The 15,774-nt window shown below is 56.8% G+C and carries 15 protein-coding genes; 5 read left to right on the top strand and 10 right to left on the bottom strand.

Going from position 1 to position 15,774, the window contains the following annotated elements; translation table 11 throughout:
• Positions 1-3 precede the first annotated feature (3 nt).
• Together tssC and tssB are read right to left on the bottom strand one after the other, a co-directional pair.
• Complete coding sequence (gene tssC, locus AB8804_RS12075; protein ID WP_371186384.1) at positions 4-1,539, bottom strand: type VI secretion system contractile sheath large subunit; 1,536 nt, start codon at positions 1,537-1,539, stop codon at positions 4-6.
• Between the two features lie 42 nt (positions 1,540-1,581).
• The gene (gene tssB / locus AB8804_RS12070) at positions 1,582-2,073 is read right to left on the bottom strand and encodes a type VI secretion system contractile sheath small subunit (RefSeq protein ID WP_371186382.1); all 492 of its coding nucleotides are present in this window, start codon (positions 2,071-2,073) and stop codon (positions 1,582-1,584) included.
• 674 nt (positions 2,074-2,747) lie between these two features.
• Between tssB and AB8804_RS12065 the strand changes: the two genes are divergently transcribed.
• Positions 2,748-4,358, top strand: coding sequence for an FAD-NAD(P)-binding protein (locus AB8804_RS12065; RefSeq protein WP_371186380.1), 1,611 nt, complete (start codon positions 2,748-2,750; stop codon positions 4,356-4,358).
• Positions 4,359-4,384: 26 nt separating this feature from the next.
• Here the strand turns inward: AB8804_RS12065 and AB8804_RS12060 are convergent, their stop codons facing one another.
• Together AB8804_RS12060 and AB8804_RS12055 are read right to left on the bottom strand one after the other, a co-directional pair.
• The gene (locus AB8804_RS12060; RefSeq protein ID WP_371186378.1) at positions 4,385-5,020 is read right to left on the bottom strand and encodes a carbonic anhydrase; all 636 of its coding nucleotides are present in this window, start codon (positions 5,018-5,020) and stop codon (positions 4,385-4,387) included.
• A gap of 72 nt (positions 5,021-5,092) precedes the next feature.
• Positions 5,093-5,875 carry an MBL fold metallo-hydrolase gene (locus AB8804_RS12055; RefSeq protein WP_371186375.1) on the bottom strand — a complete coding sequence of 261 codons (783 nt, stop codon included), beginning with the start codon at positions 5,873-5,875 and terminating at the stop codon, positions 5,093-5,095.
• A 125-nt stretch (positions 5,876-6,000) separates the two neighbouring features.
• Here AB8804_RS12055 and AB8804_RS12050 point away from each other — a divergent pair, with 125 nt between their 5' ends.
• The gene (locus AB8804_RS12050; protein WP_371186373.1) at positions 6,001-6,141 is read left to right on the top strand and encodes a hypothetical protein; all 141 of its coding nucleotides are present in this window, start codon (positions 6,001-6,003) and stop codon (positions 6,139-6,141) included.
• Positions 6,142-6,192: 51 nt separating this feature from the next.
• Here the strand turns inward: AB8804_RS12050 and AB8804_RS12045 are convergent, their stop codons facing one another.
• From AB8804_RS12045 to AB8804_RS12020, 6 genes are all read right to left on the bottom strand, one after another.
• Complete coding sequence (locus AB8804_RS12045; RefSeq protein WP_371186442.1) at positions 6,193-7,599, bottom strand: DUF1996 domain-containing protein; 1,407 nt, start codon at positions 7,597-7,599, stop codon at positions 6,193-6,195.
• A gap of 145 nt (positions 7,600-7,744) precedes the next feature.
• On the bottom strand, positions 7,745-7,912 hold the full coding sequence (locus AB8804_RS12040; RefSeq protein ID WP_371186371.1) for a hypothetical protein: 168 nt from the start codon (positions 7,910-7,912) through the stop codon (positions 7,745-7,747).
• A gap of 107 nt (positions 7,913-8,019) precedes the next feature.
• The gene (fumD, locus tag AB8804_RS12035) at positions 8,020-8,229 is read right to left on the bottom strand and encodes a fumarate hydratase FumD (protein WP_371186369.1); all 210 of its coding nucleotides are present in this window, start codon (positions 8,227-8,229) and stop codon (positions 8,020-8,022) included.
• Between the two features lie 108 nt (positions 8,230-8,337).
• Positions 8,338-9,150 (bottom strand): MetQ/NlpA family ABC transporter substrate-binding protein, encoded by an 813-nt coding sequence (locus tag AB8804_RS12030; RefSeq protein WP_371186367.1) that lies wholly within the window; start codon positions 9,148-9,150, stop codon positions 8,338-8,340.
• A gap of 28 nt (positions 9,151-9,178) precedes the next feature.
• Complete coding sequence (locus AB8804_RS12025; protein WP_371186365.1) at positions 9,179-9,847, bottom strand: methionine ABC transporter permease; 669 nt, start codon at positions 9,845-9,847, stop codon at positions 9,179-9,181.
• Complete coding sequence (locus AB8804_RS12020) at positions 9,840-10,862, bottom strand: methionine ABC transporter ATP-binding protein (protein WP_371186363.1); 1,023 nt, start codon at positions 10,860-10,862, stop codon at positions 9,840-9,842. The genes AB8804_RS12025 and AB8804_RS12020 overlap by 8 nt, the downstream gene beginning before the upstream one ends.
• A 399-nt stretch (positions 10,863-11,261) precedes the next feature.
• Between AB8804_RS12020 and AB8804_RS12015 the strand changes: the two genes are divergently transcribed.
• The 3 genes from AB8804_RS12015 to pykF all read left to right on the top strand — a co-directional run bounded on the left by AB8804_RS12015 (position 11,262) and on the right by pykF (position 15,579).
• Positions 11,262-12,632, top strand: a complete 1,371-nt coding sequence (locus tag AB8804_RS12015; protein WP_371186361.1) for a pyridoxal-phosphate dependent enzyme — start codon at positions 11,262-11,264, stop codon at positions 12,630-12,632.
• Positions 12,633-12,643: 11 nt separating this feature from the next.
• Complete coding sequence (locus AB8804_RS12010; RefSeq protein ID WP_371186359.1) at positions 12,644-13,786, top strand: PLP-dependent aspartate aminotransferase family protein; 1,143 nt, start codon at positions 12,644-12,646, stop codon at positions 13,784-13,786.
• A 380-nt stretch (positions 13,787-14,166) separates the two neighbouring features.
• Positions 14,167-15,579: a pyruvate kinase PykF gene (gene pykF, locus AB8804_RS12005; protein WP_371186357.1), complete on the top strand. Its 1,413-nt coding sequence runs from the start codon at positions 14,167-14,169 to the stop codon at positions 15,577-15,579.
• Positions 15,580-15,774 lie beyond the last annotated feature (195 nt).

Raw genomic sequence — 15,774 nt, 5'->3', positions numbered from 1 at the left:
GCCTTACGCTTTCGCTTTCGGCATCTGGCTGACCAGAGACAGGTTCACGTCCATCCCTTCCACCTGGAAGTGCGGGATCGCGTACAGGCGCACGCGGAAGAAGCCCGGGTTGTCCTCGATGTCTTCCACCACCACCTTCGCGTCGCGCAGCGGGTGTGACGCCTGCAGCTCGTCGCCCGGATCGGTCATTTCCGTTACCAGCCCGCGAACCCAGGTGTTCAGCTCCAGCTCGAGCAGGCGACGGTCTTTCGTCGTGCCGATGTTTTCACGCTGAATCAGCTTCAGGTAGTGCGCGATGCGCGACAGCAGGAAGATGTACGGCAGGCGCGCGTTGATGCGGCTGTTGGCAGTCGCGTCGGCGGTGTCGTACAGGGCTGGCTTCTGGGTGGAGTTCGCCGAGAAGAAGCAGGCGTAGTCGCGGTTTTTGTAGTACGACAGCGGAATGAAGCCCAGGTTGGCGAACTCGAACTCGCGGGTTTCCGGGATCATCACTTCTGACGGGATTTTCACCTGGTTGCCGGTGCCGAGGTCGTACAGGTGGATAGGCAGGTCCTTCACCGCGCCGCCCGCCTGCGGGCCGCGGATCTGCACGCACCAGCCGTTGTTGATGAAGCTCTTCACCATGTTCGAGGCAAAGGCAAACGACGCGCTGGTCCACAGGTACTTCTCGTGATCCGGGCCCTTCACCTGCTCAACGTAGTTGAAGCTGCGCACCGGTACGGTGTCCGGACCGTACGGCAGGCGACCCAGCACGCGCGGCATTACCAGCCCGATGTAGCGGGAGTCGTCGGTGTCGCGGAAAGATTTCCACTTGATGTATTCGGCGCGGTCGAAGTAGTTGCCGATGTCCTTAATCGCGGCCACCTCTTCCATCGACTCTTTCAGGAAGAATTTCGGACCAACGGCGCCGATGAACGGCATGTGCGCGGCGGCAGACACCTTGGAGATGTTGCGCAGCAGGGCGATGTCCTGCGGGCTGGCGTCGAATTCGTAGGAGGAGATGACCGAACCGATCGGCTCGCCGCCCGGGGTGTCGTACTCGGCGGTGTAGGTGTGCCAGTACAGGCCGCTCTGGATCAGCTCCGGCGCGTCCTCGAAGTCCTGACGCAGGTCGTCTTTGGAGACGTCCAGAATTTCGGTTTTCACGTTCTGGCGGTAGTCGGTGTTGTCCACCAGCTGCTTCAGGCCGCGCCACAGGGATTCCACCTTCTGGAACTCTTCGTGGTGCATCACCGCGTCGAGCTGGCGGCTGATCTGGAAGTCCAGCTCGGCGATGTGGTGGTCAATCAGCGACTTGTCGAGCTTTTCCACCTGCTGGCCGGACTTGCGGATGCAGTCCATGAAGACCTGCATCGCGGCGGTCAGACGTTCGCCCGCAGGAGTTTCCGACAGCGCCGCATCGTCCAGAAACGCGTTGATATCGCCCAGGCTTGACGCCGGAGCAAGATTAATTTTTTCAAACAGGGAGGCGTAAACGCCCTCTTTCTCAAGAACCGTGGTTTGCCCCTGTGCCGGGCTTGTTTCAGTATTAACAGACATCAGCATTCTCTCGTGTAATCCATTAAAAAACGTGCGCGCGGCTTATTTCGGGGCAAGCGCACTCATCTCATCGCGTAATTCCTGGGACAGGGCCGGATCTTTAAGAATTTTCTCGAGCTCTTTTCTGAAAGTGGCGTTATCCAGCAGATTGGATTTGAGGTCGCGTAATAAATTACGCATCGCCAGCATGGCGCGCAGCTGTGGAATTTGGCGCGCAACCTGCTCTGGCTCGAAGTCTTTCATTTCGGAGAAGCTTAATTTCACGCTCTCCTCCGAACCGTCACCCGCCAGTGTATTCTTAACGGTGAGATTTACTTCCGGGTTAAATTCCGAAAGTACGCTGTTGAAGTTATTTTTGTTGACGTTAATTTTCTCACGTTCCGATAATGGCCGGGACTCTTTGCCATTACTGAAATCGCCAACGGTGAGTAATTTAAGCGGCAGTTCGACTTTCTTCTGCGCGCCCCCGGTATGAAGGCTTAATTTTAAATTAATACGTGCCTTAGGCACTTCGTTCTGGAATGTATCGGCCATAGCGATCCCTTTCCCTGAAGAATGAATGGTTGAATTAATAGAGTTTCTTAACAAAAGCATGTTAGAACAAAATGCCACTCAAGATCAACTTCTCAGGCCTTAAGTCCAATTTAAGACATTTATTAAGAGCCTTCCTCTAAATGTAAAAAAACAAAGAATGCTAAAAAGGCATTTCAGATACGAAAGCTCAACCATTTCCTTACAATAAAGCAAACATAAAAACTAACAAACACGTCATAGCTGAATACATACTAAATTTTTATAATTCATGGTCACAATTCAACGAAACTGGCAGACCATGATTACTATTGTTTTTTGAATAGTATTATTCACAGAATTTACATTTGGCTAATCGTATTACAGATCGCCACAGCGAAATAGCCCATGAATATATAATATATTCAAAAGCACCATAGAAAGGCCTGGATAAAATAACCTGTACTTTCCCTGCAAACATCAGCATTCAATCATACAGATATTTTTTCTGGCCAACGCTGGACGGATAAATTAACCACTCTGCCTGCGGAGAGTAAAGTACGTTTACGGATGACTAAAGTTATGATTATGCGGAGCCGGGAATAAAGCGATGACAGCCTTTCAACAGGCACGACTATCCCGGCAGCGCGATCGCCTGCTACGCTTTTCTTATGGACTGAGACATGAGATGACGATGGATGAAAAAAATAGCGATTATTGGCGCAGGCCCGACCGGAATCTATACCCTTCACGCGCTTCTGAAAAACAACGCGCCCCTTGCCATCACCGTTTTTGAAAAGGCAGACGAAGCGGGCGTCGGCATGCCCTACAGCGACGAAGACAACTCCCGCATGATGCTGGCAAACATTGCCAGTATTGAGATCCCCCCTGTCTTCATCAGCTATCTCGACTGGCTGAAAGAGCAAAGCGAAGCGCACCTTACCCGCTTCGGCGTGGATAAATCCACGCTCCACGACCGACAGTTTTTACCGCGCATCCTGCTCGGCGAGTATTTCCGCGACCGCTTCCAGGCGGTGGTTGACGAGGCCAGAAAGAAGGATTTCCAGATAACGGTGCATGAATCTACCGAAGTCACCGACCTGAAAACCACGCCTGAAGGGGTAACGGTGGTCGCGGAGGGATTTTCCGATCCGACACCGTTCGATCTGGCCGTTATCGCCACGGGCCACGTCTGGCCGGAAGAGGATGAAGCGACCCGCGCTTATTTCCCGAGCCCCTGGTCCGGGCTGATGGACGCCACCATTCCCGCCTGCCGCGTTGGCATCATGGGAACCTCCCTCAGCGGGCTGGATGCCGCGATGGCGGTGGTGCTTCAGCACGGCACATTCATTGAAGAGGCAAATCCCCCCACCGTGTTCCGGCTGGATGAAAGCAGCGAAGCGCTAAAAATCGTCCTGATGTCGCGCACGGGCATTTTGCCGGAAGCCGATTTTTACTGTCCGCTCCCGTATGAACCCCTCACTGTTCTCACCGACGCGGTGGTCGAGCGCGAAATTGCGAAGGGGCAGCAAGGGCTTCTGGACCGCATTTTTGCTCTGATGGTGGCAGAGCTTGAGCTTGCCGACCCCGACTGGTGTAACGACGTCGCCCTGCGCACGCTGGACGCGGACAGCATAAGGGGCGCCTGGTTTGCGGACCGTAAAAAGCACGATCCCTTCACGTGGGCAGAGGAGAATCTCAAAGAGGTCGAGCGCAACAAGCGCGAAAAGCGCACCGTCGCGTGGCGCTACACCGTGCTGCGTCTGCACGAGGCCGTGCAGGAGATGGTTCCTCTTCTCGACGAAAACGACCGCGCCCGCTTCAAAGCGGGCCTCGAGCGCATCTTCATTGATAATTACGCCGCCATACCGCCGCAGTCCATTCGTCGGCTGCTGGCGCTGCGCGAAGCCGGGATCGTCAGCGTCGCCGCGCTGGGTGATGATTACGAAAAAACGTTCAGCAGCGATCGCACCGTCATCAGCGCATCAGGCAAGACGTGGCAATTCGACGTCTTTATCGATGCCCGCGGGCAGAAGCCGTTGAAAACGAAAGACCTGCCCTTCCCCACGCTGCGCCAGCAGCTGCAGTCTACCGGAGAAGATATCCCAGAGGTGGGCGAAGATTACACGCTTAAAGATCCTGAGATCCTGCGCGGGAGAATCGCGTTTGGCGCCATACCGTGGCTGATGCACGACAGGCCATTCGTTCAGGGGATCGTTGAATGTGCGGAAATTGCGGAAGCGATGGCGAAATCAGCGGCGCAACTGGCTTCAGGGGCGCGGCGCAAGCTGCCGTGGGTGGAGCGCTAACGGGGCTTCCATGCCCTCCACGCGCGTTATTCGAAGAATACGCCCGGGTTTTCCGACAGAGATATGAAGGTTTTCGTCTCTTTGTCCAGCGCGCGAATGTCGCCGCTTTCGATGTCATATACCCAGCCGTGCAGGCGGATAGCGTTGTTGCGAAGGCCTACCGCAACGGACGGATGGGTTTTGATGTTGCTCAGCTGGGCGAACACGTTTTCCTGCACCATCGCGTTCACCTTGTCGATCGGCTTATCCCACGCTTTTTTCTCGACCACCGCTTTCGCCGCGTCGGAGTAACGCAGCCAGTGGGAAACCGCTGGCATCGGGCCGAGGTCGGCATTGTCGGCGATCGCCTTCATCGCGCCGCAGTTTGAGTGGCCGCAGATGACGATATCGGTCACGCCAAGCGCCACGACGGCGTATTCGATGGTTGCGGACACGCCGCCCGGCTCAGGCCCGAAAGGCGGCACGATGTTGCCAGCATTGCGAATGACAAAGAGCTGTCCTGGCTCCTGCTGCGTCACCAGCTCAGGGACCAGGCGGCTGTCGGAGCAGGAGATGAACAGCGCTTTGGGATTCTGGCTGGACGCCAGGCTGCGGAAAAGCTCTTTACGTTGCGGGAAAATCTCTTTTTGAAAGCTGAGAAAACCTTCAATGATATGTTGCATAGCAATATCTCTTTTATCTGTTTTAGTTTAGACATGATCGAGATCACGCTCTTAAAGTTTACCCACCGCGCTTTACTTCATACAAGCAATATATTTCTGGCCCGACCGGCGCACGATCTCGCTGGCCTCCGCGAGGATATTCTGGCCTTCAAACGCGCCGTAGAGGCGCGCGTACGCTTTGCCCTCAAGCCGCGCCGTTACCTGTTCCACCGTGCGCGCGGGCAGCGGGAGCATGTTCGGATAGCTCCACATAAACGAGACGGCATCCTTCCCCGGCGTCACCTGCAGAATATCGCCCGCCAGCAGTACGCCCTCGCCCTTCTGCCAGTGAAGCACCGTCCCACCCGCGAAATGGCCTCCGAGCCGCAGCAGCGTCACCTCAGGCATGACGTCAAGCGCATCGCCCTCCCAGAAGCGGATCGCCGGGCTTTCGCGCATCACCCACTCGCGATCGCTGGCGTGAAGATAGACGGGGGCAGCGAACGCGTCGGCCCAGTCCTGCAGCGTGGTGTAATAATGCGGATGCGAAATGGCGATGGCGCTGATGCCGCCCAGCGCGTCAATCAGCGCTTTGGTCGCCGCATCCAGGTTGGCGATGCAGTCCCACAGCACGTTGCCGTGCGGGGTACGCAGAAGCAGCGCGCGCTGGTTGATGGCAAACGCGGGGACGGTCTTAAGGCTAAGTAAGTCTGGCTCCAGCTGCTGCCATTTGTTGGCGTGGGTTGCGGTAACGGTGTCAAAATCGACCCACGCCTGGCCGGTAGCCGGAACGTACTGGCGTTCATCTTCGCAGATGGGGCAGTGGTCGGGCTGATGGTCGTAGGAGGTCCCGCAGGTTTTACACAGAATAATCATCGGCTTTCCTCAGCACCAAATCACTGAGTATGGCAGGGATTATCCTTATGTGCTGCGAGGTACATTGTCTCCGTTTTTTCCCCTATACTGTGCTGGTATCAAAAATTACATTACGCGGGTGTACTATGGAAATTGATCTCGATAACCTGGTCTTTAACGGCCTGGACGAAGCAGAAGAACGTAACGCAGAGCGTCTGGAAGACGCGGACAAAAAGGCTCAGGCGGTTATCGCCGATGACGACTGCGGCGATGCCTGCAAAATCTAAAGAAAAAGCACCGGTTTCCGGTGCTTTTTTTTCATCTCGCGTTTGCAGGCTTCAAATTTCCGGCGTCTTTTGGTACCCGGACAGCATCAGAATCAGCCCTTCAGGAGATGAGGCTGGCTCAAACTGATAATGATTCCCCTGACGATCGCCGCCGATATACCATGAGATCTCCGTTTTCCCCTGCGCCAGCGCCTTGCGCACGGCCTTATCGACATCGACCATCCGGTATTCACGCTTGTGGTTGAGGTACAGCACCGCATCGGATTTGTAGTTGCACGATGGCCGGGATCGCCAGTGCACGCTGGCCGGATCCCAGTCGTTGCTGGCCGGATAGAAGAAGATCTGGTCGGCCCCGTCGGTTTCCACTTTCCCGCCGTAGATACGCACGCGATATTTAAACAGGGACGGATCCTGTCCGGCCGGCAGCGCGGGGATCTTGAATTTCACCAGCGACAGGGTTTCGGCGTTTTTCATGCGCCCGCCGCTTTGCCAGTTGTCTTCCACCAGCAGATGCTGCGCGTTCGGCTGCGCGGCGTCCGGCTCAAGGCTGCTTAGCCAGACGTTCGCCTTCGCGTTTTCATAGCCGTAAGGAACGGTGGTACCGCAGTCCAGTCCGCGGTTCATGCACAGGTCGGTCATAAACCGGGCAGCATCCTCCGTCCAGCCGTTCATAAAGTCGGCGTGCGCCGTATACAGGCTGCCCCAGCGCTCTTCGCGTTCGTCGCCGCGCATGGTCGGATCGAGCGAAAGCTGGGCTTTGCTGGTGTCCAGCGACGATATCATCGGCAGCACGTAGGCGATGTTCATATTGACGGTTGGGATTTTCACCGGGTACGCATCCGGGCACACGCCCTTCACGTCGTAGGTGGCGTTGGCCAGGCCGTGAGCGGGCTTCAGGTTTACGCCGTCCCAGCAGTTCGGGAACTGAATGCCGATATTAAACTGCACCGCGTCTTTTGCCTTTCTCAGCCCGCAGACCTCGCCCACTTTGGTGGTGTAGCCTTTGCCGTTGGCGCATAAAAACGTGATGTGCGAATTGGGTGCCGCCCCGTGGTGATCCCCCGCCAGCAGCGCCAGCCCGGCCGGGAACGGCGTCAGCGGCGCGGTATCAACGTGCGACGCCTGATAATAGGTTTTCTGATAGGCCGGTTTTACCACCGTTCCGTCGGGCAGACGCAGCGACGGCGCCCAGTAGGCGGAGCTGTCGGCTTTGTTATCGCAGGTGGTGCGTTCAAGCCTGCGCAGGCTATCCCGGGTGGAATCCGCATCGGTATGGGCATTGCCAAAGAAGTCGTGCAGCATGGCATGGTTGGGCATGCCATACATCATGATGGCGTCATCGCCGAGGGTATGAGAGTAGCCGCACACCACGTGGGCCTGCGGCGCGGCGTGTGCCGCCTGCATAGCAAACAGTAAGACCGGGCACGCGAGCGCGGTAATTAGCATGGTCCGTTTCATCATTTTCTCCATGATATGAAAGGACACATTGGTAACAAAAGTGCGCTAACTCTCCGAGTATTTCAGCGCCTTATTTTACGTGCTAAATGTCTTTACACCCGCGCAGCACACCTCGTTCCAGTAGGTTTCGCGCGTGCGGCGCAGCTCAGCGTGACGTTTTGTCATGGAACCACTCCGGGTCAATGTTCGCGACGTCGACGCCGTACAGGCTGGCGACGGGCAGAATCGACTCCAGAACACGCTGCGCGCTGTTCTCCGCACTCGATGGCTCAGGCGCAAAAAACCGCCGTAACGTGCTTATCCACTTTTTCATCTTCTTTCCCCGTCGCTTAACGTACATTCAGTTAAGCACCCGCCGCGCGTCAGGGGAAATATGAATATCGACTGTTGATGTGCAGGATAAGCAAATGGCCGCGCGGCTTACCCGGCCAGCGCTTTCACCACCGTTTCCATCGCCTGGGTGGTGAGTTCGCTGCGCTTAACCCGCTGGTTCGCCAGCGCGGTCCGCACCACGCCCGCAATCACGATATGCTTTGGCTCCTGGCCTAAATCGCGCATCTCCAGCACCACCTTGCCGACAACCCGGCACATCTCCTGATACAGCGCTTCGTCTTTGGTCACGTTACCCATTGCCATCACTCCATTGCCCGAAAAACTCAGCTTAATTCATTCGCTGGCGCTATACAAAAAAGAAGCCCGGCGAGCGACTCGCCGGGCTTCATCTTGTAAATCAGGTAATTAATTATTTACCGGGATCACCGCGCCTTTGTATTTGGTGCGGATCCAGTCCTGAATCTCTTTCGAGTGCAGGACGTTCACCAGCGCGACGATATCTTTTTTCTTCTCGTCACCGCGATGCACGGTAATGATGTTGGCGTACGGGTTGTTTTCACCGCTCTCCACTGCAATCGGGTCGTGAACCGGGTCCAGACCGGCGTCAATCGCGTAGTTGGCGTTAATCACCACCGCCGCGCCTTCGTCGTTGTTATACATCTGCGGCAGCAGGGAGGCCTCCACGTTAGGCGTAAACTGCAGCTTTTTCGGGTTCTCGACGATATCGCTGATGCGCGCGGTCACTTTGTCGATGCCCGGCTTCAGCTTGATCACACCCTCTTTCTCGAAGATAGAGAGGATGCGCCCCTCTTCGGACACCGCGTCGCGCATGATGATTTTGCCGCCTTCCGGCAGATCCTTCAGCGACTTATATTTTTTCGAGTAGATGCCGATTGGCTCAATGTGGATCGCGCCCGCGCTGACGAAATCGTAATCCTTGTCGCCCGCGTGATCCTTCAGGACGCTGTTCAGGTAAGGAATATGCTGGAAGTAGTTGGCGTCGATGTCGCGGCCCGCCAGCGCGGTGTTCGGTAAGATGTAGTCCTGGAACGGTTTGATCTCCAGGTCGATGCCCTGCTTCGCCAGAATCGGCTTGGCCTGCTCGAGAATTTCCGCGTGCGGCGTGTTGGACGCGCCCACGGTCAGGGTGTCGGCCCAGGCGGCAAAGCTCAGGGCGCTCAGGGTTGCGGCGGCGATCAGCGTCAGCGTTTTTTTCATGATGATGGTTCCTGTGTGTTATTAGAGATTATCTTTTGTCTAACAGTGAAGTAATGACATCGCCGCAGAACTGGATAATGAAAACGATGATCAAAATGGTCACCGTTGCCACCAGCGTGACGTCACCGTGGTTGCGCTGGAATCCTTCCAGATAAGCCAGATTTCCCAAACCACCGGCGCCAATCACCCCTGCCATGGCGCTGTAGCTGACCAGCGCGATGAGCGTCACCGTAATACCTGAAACCAGTGCAGGTGATGATTCCGGCAGTAAAACCCGAAACACGAGCGTGCTCAGCCGCGCGCCCATTGAGCGCGTAGCCTCAATAACCCCTTTGTCGACTTCGCGCAGGGCAATCTCGACCAGGCGAGCGTAGAACGGCGCGGCGCCTACGATTAGCGCCGGTAGCGCCGCGTTTGCGCCGAGAATGGTCCCGACGATAGTCTTGGTGAACGGGATCAGCAGCACGATCAGGATGATGAACGGGATGGAGCGGAACACGTTCACCACGATCGAAATCACGCCGTAGACCGTGCGGTTCTGGAACAGCCCGCCGCGGGCGGTTAAAAACAGCGCCAGCCCCAGCACGATGCCGAGCACAAAGGTCGCCACGCCGGAAAGCGCGGTCATGTACAGCGTCTCCTGGGTGGCCGACCACAGCTGGTCCCACTTCAGGTGCGGAAAAAGATCCTCAGCCATGCTTAATTACCTCGCCTTCAATATCGCTTTGCTTCAGGTCGGCGAGGATATTGTTCAGTTGTTCATCTGATGCCACGACGTGAACCCAAAGCTGTCCGAAAACGCCGTGGGCGGTTTGCGTCATTTTTCCGTGCAGGATGTTGAACGGCAGGCCGTAGCGCAGCGTAAGCTCTCCTACGATCGGCCTGTGCGTGCTGTGCCCGGTAAACGTCAGCCTGATCACCGCGCCTTCCAGATCGTTTGCCAGCTCCGTATTAAAGGTCTCCTCTTCGGCGTACTGGCTGACCTGGCGGACAAACTGCCGGGTAATCGGCTGCTGCGGATGGGTAAAGACGCTCAGCACGTCGCCCTCTTCCACAACTTTGCCGTTCTCCATCACCGCCACGCGGTCGCAGATTTTGCGCACCACGTGCATTTCGTGGGTAATCAGCACGATGGTCAACTGAAAGCGACGGTTAATATCCAGCAGCAGATCGAGGATCTGATCGGTCGTCTGCGGATCGAGCGCGGAGGTCGCCTCATCGCAGAGCAATACGTCAGGACGGTTGGCCAGCGCGCGCGCAATGCCCACGCGCTGCTTTTGCCCGCCGCTCAGCTGCGACGGATAGGCGTTTTCGCGCCCCTTCAGGCCGACCAGCTCCACCAGCTCGGCCACCCGCGCCTGAATTTTGGCTTTAGGCACGCCCGCGATTTGCATTGAGAAGGCAATGTTTTCGTTCACCGTGCGCGACCACAGCAGGTTGAAGTGCTGGAAGACCATGCTGATCTTCAGGCGCGCCTGGCGCAGCGCCTCGCCCTTCGCGGCGGAGATCGTCTGCCCGTTGATGGTCACGCTGCCCTGAGTCGGTTTTTCCAGGCCGTTCAGCAGGCGGATCAGCGTGCTTTTCCCGGCCCCGCTGTAGCCAATAATCCCGTAAATCTGTCCCTGCTCAACCGTTAAGTTCACGTTGTCGACAGCGGTCAGCGCGACTTTGCCGTTGTCAAAAACCTTCGAAATATTCCTGAGTTCAATCATTCTTATTTAATATCCGTAACACATATGGCGGTTTAGCAGTATGGATGTCCAAACGATACTAATCAGGCTATCTGCGGATTTAAATGAACAAAAAGGCATGTCTTATAGCGCCAGGGAATAAGAAGCGAACTGTGCGGCGAGAAGCTAATAGAAGAATTTCAGCAATGGATATCCGACGGATGCATATCGCGCCTCGCTTCGGCGGCAAAAACGGTTAATTTATCCTCATTTCGTGGGGTTATGGCCATCCTCACATCCAGACAACTTTACGTCTTGCTGTCCTTACCTCCAAAAGCAGGCCAAATATTCCTTTCCGTTCTAAAGGCCAGTGAAACGTTCTTTATTGAGAAATTTTCATGGTCCTATCATCCGCTCATCACCTCCTGAAAGGACAAGACCATGACGATCTATCACTCCGTCACCGAACTGATTGGCCGCACGCCGCTCATCCAGCTGCACAAGCTTGATACCGGCCCCTGCTCGCTGTTTCTGAAGCTGGAAAACCAGAACCCCGGCGGCTCGATCAAGGATCGCGTTGCGCTGTCGATGATCAGCGAGGCCGAGCGCAGCGGCAGGCTGCAGCCCGGCGGGACCATCATCGAGGCCACGGCGGGCAATACGGGGCTGGGGCTGGCGCTTATCGCGGCGCAGAAAGGCTATTCCCTGATCCTGGTGGTGCCGGACAAGATGAGCCGCGAGAAGATTTTCCACCTGCGGGCGCTGGGGGCGCAGGTGGTATTGACCCGCTCGGACGTTAACAAGGGCCATCCGGCCTACTATCAGGATTACGCCCGGCGGCTGGCGGACGAGCTGCCCGGCGCGTTTTATATCGACCAGTTTAACAACGAGGCCAACCCGCTGGCCCACCGCACCACCACCGCGCCGGAGCTGTACGAACAGCTCGACGGCCACATCGACGCGATTGTCGTCGGGGTCGGCTCCGGCGGCACGCTCGGCGGGCTGCAGGCGTGGTTTGCCGAACACTCTCCCCACACCGAATTTGTGCTGGCGGACCCGGCGGGTTCGGTGCTGGCCGACCAGGTAGAAACGGGCGGCTATCACGACGCGGGCTCATGGCTGGTCGAGGGGATTGGCGAAGACTTCATCCCCCCGCTGGCGCACATCGAAGGCGTTAACCGCGCCCTGCGCATTAGCGATCGCGAAGCCTTCGCCACCGCCCGCGCGCTGCTGAAAACGGAAGGGATCCTGGCAGGTTCCTCCAGCGGCACCCTGCTGGCCGCCGCGCTGAAGTATTGCCAGGCGCAAACCGCGCCTAAACGCGTGGTCACCTTCGCCTGCGACAGCGGCAATAAATACCTGTCGAAAATGTTCAACGACGACTGGATGCGCCAGCAGGGGCTGATTGCGCGGCCGCGGGCGGGCGATCTCTCGGACTATATCGCCTTGCGCCACGATGAGGGCGCAACCGTCACCGCCGCGCCGGACGACACGCTCTCCACCGTGCTGGCGCGAATGCGCCTTTACGACATCTCGCAGCTGCCGGTGCTGGATAACGGTCGGGTCGTGGGCATCATCGACGAGTGGGATCTGCTGCGCCACATCGGCGGCGACGGCAGCCGCTTCGCCCTCCCCGTCACGCAGGCCATGACGCGCCAGGTGGAGTTTCTCGACAAGCGTGCGCCGGAAAGCGCCCTGCACGCCATCTTTGACCGGGGCCTGGTCGCCGTGATCAATGACAACGATCGTTTTCTGGGGCTGATTACGCGCAGCGACGTTCTGACCGCCTGGCGCAACCGCCTCTCACAATAAAGGAATACGCGATGAAAAATATAGCCACGCTAAGCGTGCACAGCGGCGAATTTACCGACCCGCACGGCGCGGTGATGCCGCCCATTTACGCCACCTCGACGTTTGCGCAACCCGCACCGGGGGAGCATACCGGGTATGAATACTCCCGCAGCGGTAACCCAACGCGCCACGCGCTGGAAACCGCCATCGCCGAGCTGGAGGGCGGCACGCGCGGCTATGCGTTTGCCTCCGGGCTGGCGGCGATTTCAACGGTGCTGGAGCTGCTGGACAAGGATAGCCACATCGTTGCCATTGACGACGTGTACGGCGGCACGTACCGGCTGATTGAGAACGTGCGCAAACGCTCCACCGGCCTGCGGGTCAGCTGGGTGAAGCCGGATGATATCGCTGGCCTTGAGGCCGCCATTCGCCCGGACACGCGGATGATCTGGGTCGAAACGCCCACCAATCCGCTGCTCAAGCTGGCGGATCTGGCGGCCATCGCCGACGTTGCCCGCCGACATAAGATTATTAGCGTGGCAGATAACACCTTTGCCTCTCCGGCGATCCATCGCCCGCTGGCGTTTGGCTTCGACATCGTGGTGCATTCCGCCACCAAATATCTTAACGGCCATTCCGACGTGGTGGCCGGGCTCGCCGTCGTGGGCGATAACCGCGCGCTGGCGGATAGCCTGGGCTATCTGCAAAACGCCGTGGGCGGCGTGCTCGACCCGTTCAGCAGCTTCCTGACGCTGCGCGGTATCCGCACGCTCTCGCTGAGGATCGAAAAGCACAGCGCCAACGCGCTGGCGGTTGCGCAATGGCTGGAGCAGCACCCTGCCGTTGAAAAAGTCTATTTCCCGTGGCTGGAATCGCACCCGCAGCAGGCGCTCGCGCACAGGCAGATGGCCCTGCCGGGCGGAATGATTTCCGTGGTCGTCAAGGGCGACGCGCAGCGGGCCAGCGAGGTTATCCGCAGGCTGAAGCTGTTTACCCTTGCCGAAAGCCTGGGCGGCTTAGAGAGCCTGGTCAGCCAGCCCTACAGCATGACGCACGCGTCTATTCCGCTGGAGCAACGTCTTGCAAACGGCATCGTGCCGCAGCTGATCCGCCTCTCCGTCGGCATTGAGGATAGCCGCGACCTGATCGCCGATCTGCAGCAGGCGCTCGATTAATGAGCAAAACGCGGCGGGTGACTCCCCCGCCGCGATAAGATTTTAATGTACCTTAACGCCTTGATAACAATATTGTGAGGTTCTGCACAGATTGTTTTTGAAACACCGTTTCCATTTTCCTTTTTGCAGAAAATCGGCGTATAATGCGCGCCTAATCCCTGGTGAATGGTTTCAGCGCTTGGACGATAAAAAACAACGTACACATTCTGCTCTCTCTCCTTGGGCTGAAACTCAGGCACACTTTCTTCTGCACGCTCATTTGATGTCACCTATCCTTACTGCGTGCCATAGTCAATTTTGCAACACAGGTTTGGCTCTGCGGCGGCGCGCCCCCGGAGCGAGATTTCCATATCCTTCCCAACTTAAAGACTAAGACTGTCATGAAAAAGACGAAAATTGTTTGTACCATCGGCCCAAAAACCGAATCCGAAGAGATGCTGAGCAAAATGCTGGATGCCGGCATGAACGTTATGCGTCTGAACTTCTCCCACGGTGATTACGCAGAACACGGTCAGCGTATCCAGAACTTGCGCAACGTGATGAGCAAGACCGGCAAAAAAGCCGCTATCCTGCTGGATACCAAAGGTCCTGAAATCCGCACCATCAAGCTGGAAGGCGGTAACGACGTCTCTCTGAAAGCGGGCCAGACCTTCACCTTCACCACCGACAAATCCGTTGTGGGTAACAGCGAAATCGTTGCCGTGACCTATGAAGGCTTCACCAGCGATCTGTCCGTAGGCAACACCGTGCTGGTCGACGATGGTCTGATCGGCATGGAAGTGACCGCGATCGAAGGTAAAAACGTTGTGTGTAAAGTGCTGAACAACGGCGACCTGGGCGAAAACAAAGGCGTTAACCTGCCGGGCGTTTCCATCGCGCTGCCAGCACTGGCTGAAAAAGACAAGCAGGACCTGATCTTCGGTTGCGAGCAAGGCGTTGATTTCGTTGCGGCCTCCTTCATCCGTAAGCGCTCTGACGTCGTTGAAATCCGTGAGCACCTGAAGGCGCACGGCGGCGAGAAGATCCAGATCATCTCCAAAATCGAAAACCAGGAAGGCCTGAACAACTTCGACGAAATCCTCGAAGCGTCCGACGGCATCATGGTTGCCCGTGGCGACCTGGGCGTTGAAATCCCGGTTGAAGAAGTGATCTTCGCGCAGAAGATGATGATCGAGAAATGCGTTCGCGCGCGTAAAGTGGTTATCACCGCAACGCAGATGCTGGACTCCATGATCAAAAACCCACGCCCTACCCGCGCAGAAGCCGGTGACGTGGCGAACGCCATCCTCGACGGTACCGATGCAGTTATGCTGTCCGGTGAATCCGCAAAAGGTAAATACCCGCTGGAAGCCGTTGGCATCATGGCAACCATCTGCGAGCGTACTGACCGCGTGATGACCAGCCGCCTGGACTTCAACAACGACAGCCGCAAGCTGCGCATCACCGAAGCCGTGTGCCGTGGTGCCGTTGAAACCGCAGAAAAACTGGACGCGCCGCTGATCGTGGTTGCTACCCAGGGCGGTAAATCAGCCCGTGCCGTGCGTAAATACTTCCCGGACGCCACCATCCTGGCGCTGACCACCAATGAAACTACCGCGCGTCAGCTGGTGCTGAGCAAAGGCGTTGTGGCGCACCTGGTTAAAGAAATCGCCTCTACTGACGATTTCTACATTCAGGGTAAAGCGATGGCGCTGGAAAGCGGTCTGGCTCAGAAAGGTGACGTTGTCGTTATGGTTTCCGGCGCGCTGGTACCAAGCGGAACAACCAATACTGCATCTGTTCACGTGCTGTAATAATTCCCGAACGAATTAATTTTGTGAAAAGCGCCCTCTGGGCGCTTTTTTATTTTCTGGCTTTAGCCAATTTCATTCAAAAAGCAAATCGGGTTTTTCTATTTAATTGCGATTTATCTAAGATGAATCCGATGAAAAATGCCTTTTTTAACATAGCTTTTTGTTCAAAAACGCCAAATCCGATGCTTCTTTGAG

This window comes from Enterobacter sp. KBR-315C3_2022 (assembly GCF_041399425.1).
Lineage (GTDB): Bacteria > Pseudomonadota > Gammaproteobacteria > Enterobacterales > Enterobacteriaceae > Enterobacter.
The sequence above is the reverse complement of the archived record's forward strand: the minus strand, read 5'-3'. Positions and strand labels throughout refer to the sequence as shown.

Bases quoted from the DNA above. Each gene is read 5' to 3' on its own strand.
- tssC (WP_371186384.1), bottom strand. From the start codon at position 1,539: ATGTCTGTTAATACTGAAACAAGCCCGGCACAGGGGCAAACCACGGTT.
- tssB (WP_371186382.1), bottom strand. From the start codon at position 2,073: ATGGCCGATACATTCCAGAACGAAGTGCCTAAGGCACGTATTAATTTA.
- AB8804_RS12065 (WP_371186380.1), top strand. From the start codon at position 2,748: ATGAAAAAAATAGCGATTATTGGCGCAGGCCCGACCGGAATCTATACC.
- AB8804_RS12060 (WP_371186378.1), bottom strand. From the start codon at position 5,020: ATGCAACATATCATTGAAGGTTTTCTCAGCTTTCAAAAAGAGATTTTC.
- AB8804_RS12055 (WP_371186375.1), bottom strand. From the start codon at position 5,875: ATGATTATTCTGTGTAAAACCTGCGGGACCTCCTACGACCATCAGCCC.
- AB8804_RS12050 (WP_371186373.1), top strand. From the start codon at position 6,001: ATGGAAATTGATCTCGATAACCTGGTCTTTAACGGCCTGGACGAAGCA.
- AB8804_RS12045 (WP_371186442.1), bottom strand. From the start codon at position 7,599: ATGAAACGGACCATGCTAATTACCGCGCTCGCGTGCCCGGTCTTACTG.
- AB8804_RS12040 (WP_371186371.1), bottom strand. From the start codon at position 7,912: ATGAAAAAGTGGATAAGCACGTTACGGCGGTTTTTTGCGCCTGAGCCA.
- fumD (WP_371186369.1), bottom strand. From the start codon at position 8,229: ATGGGTAACGTGACCAAAGACGAAGCGCTGTATCAGGAGATGTGCCGG.
- AB8804_RS12030 (WP_371186367.1), bottom strand. From the start codon at position 9,150: ATGAAAAAAACGCTGACGCTGATCGCCGCCGCAACCCTGAGCGCCCTG.
- AB8804_RS12025 (WP_371186365.1), bottom strand. From the start codon at position 9,847: ATGGCTGAGGATCTTTTTCCGCACCTGAAGTGGGACCAGCTGTGGTCG.
- AB8804_RS12020 (WP_371186363.1), bottom strand. From the start codon at position 10,862: ATGATTGAACTCAGGAATATTTCGAAGGTTTTTGACAACGGCAAAGTC.
- AB8804_RS12015 (WP_371186361.1), top strand. From the start codon at position 11,262: ATGACGATCTATCACTCCGTCACCGAACTGATTGGCCGCACGCCGCTC.
- AB8804_RS12010 (WP_371186359.1), top strand. From the start codon at position 12,644: ATGAAAAATATAGCCACGCTAAGCGTGCACAGCGGCGAATTTACCGAC.
- pykF (WP_371186357.1), top strand. From the start codon at position 14,167: ATGAAAAAGACGAAAATTGTTTGTACCATCGGCCCAAAAACCGAATCC.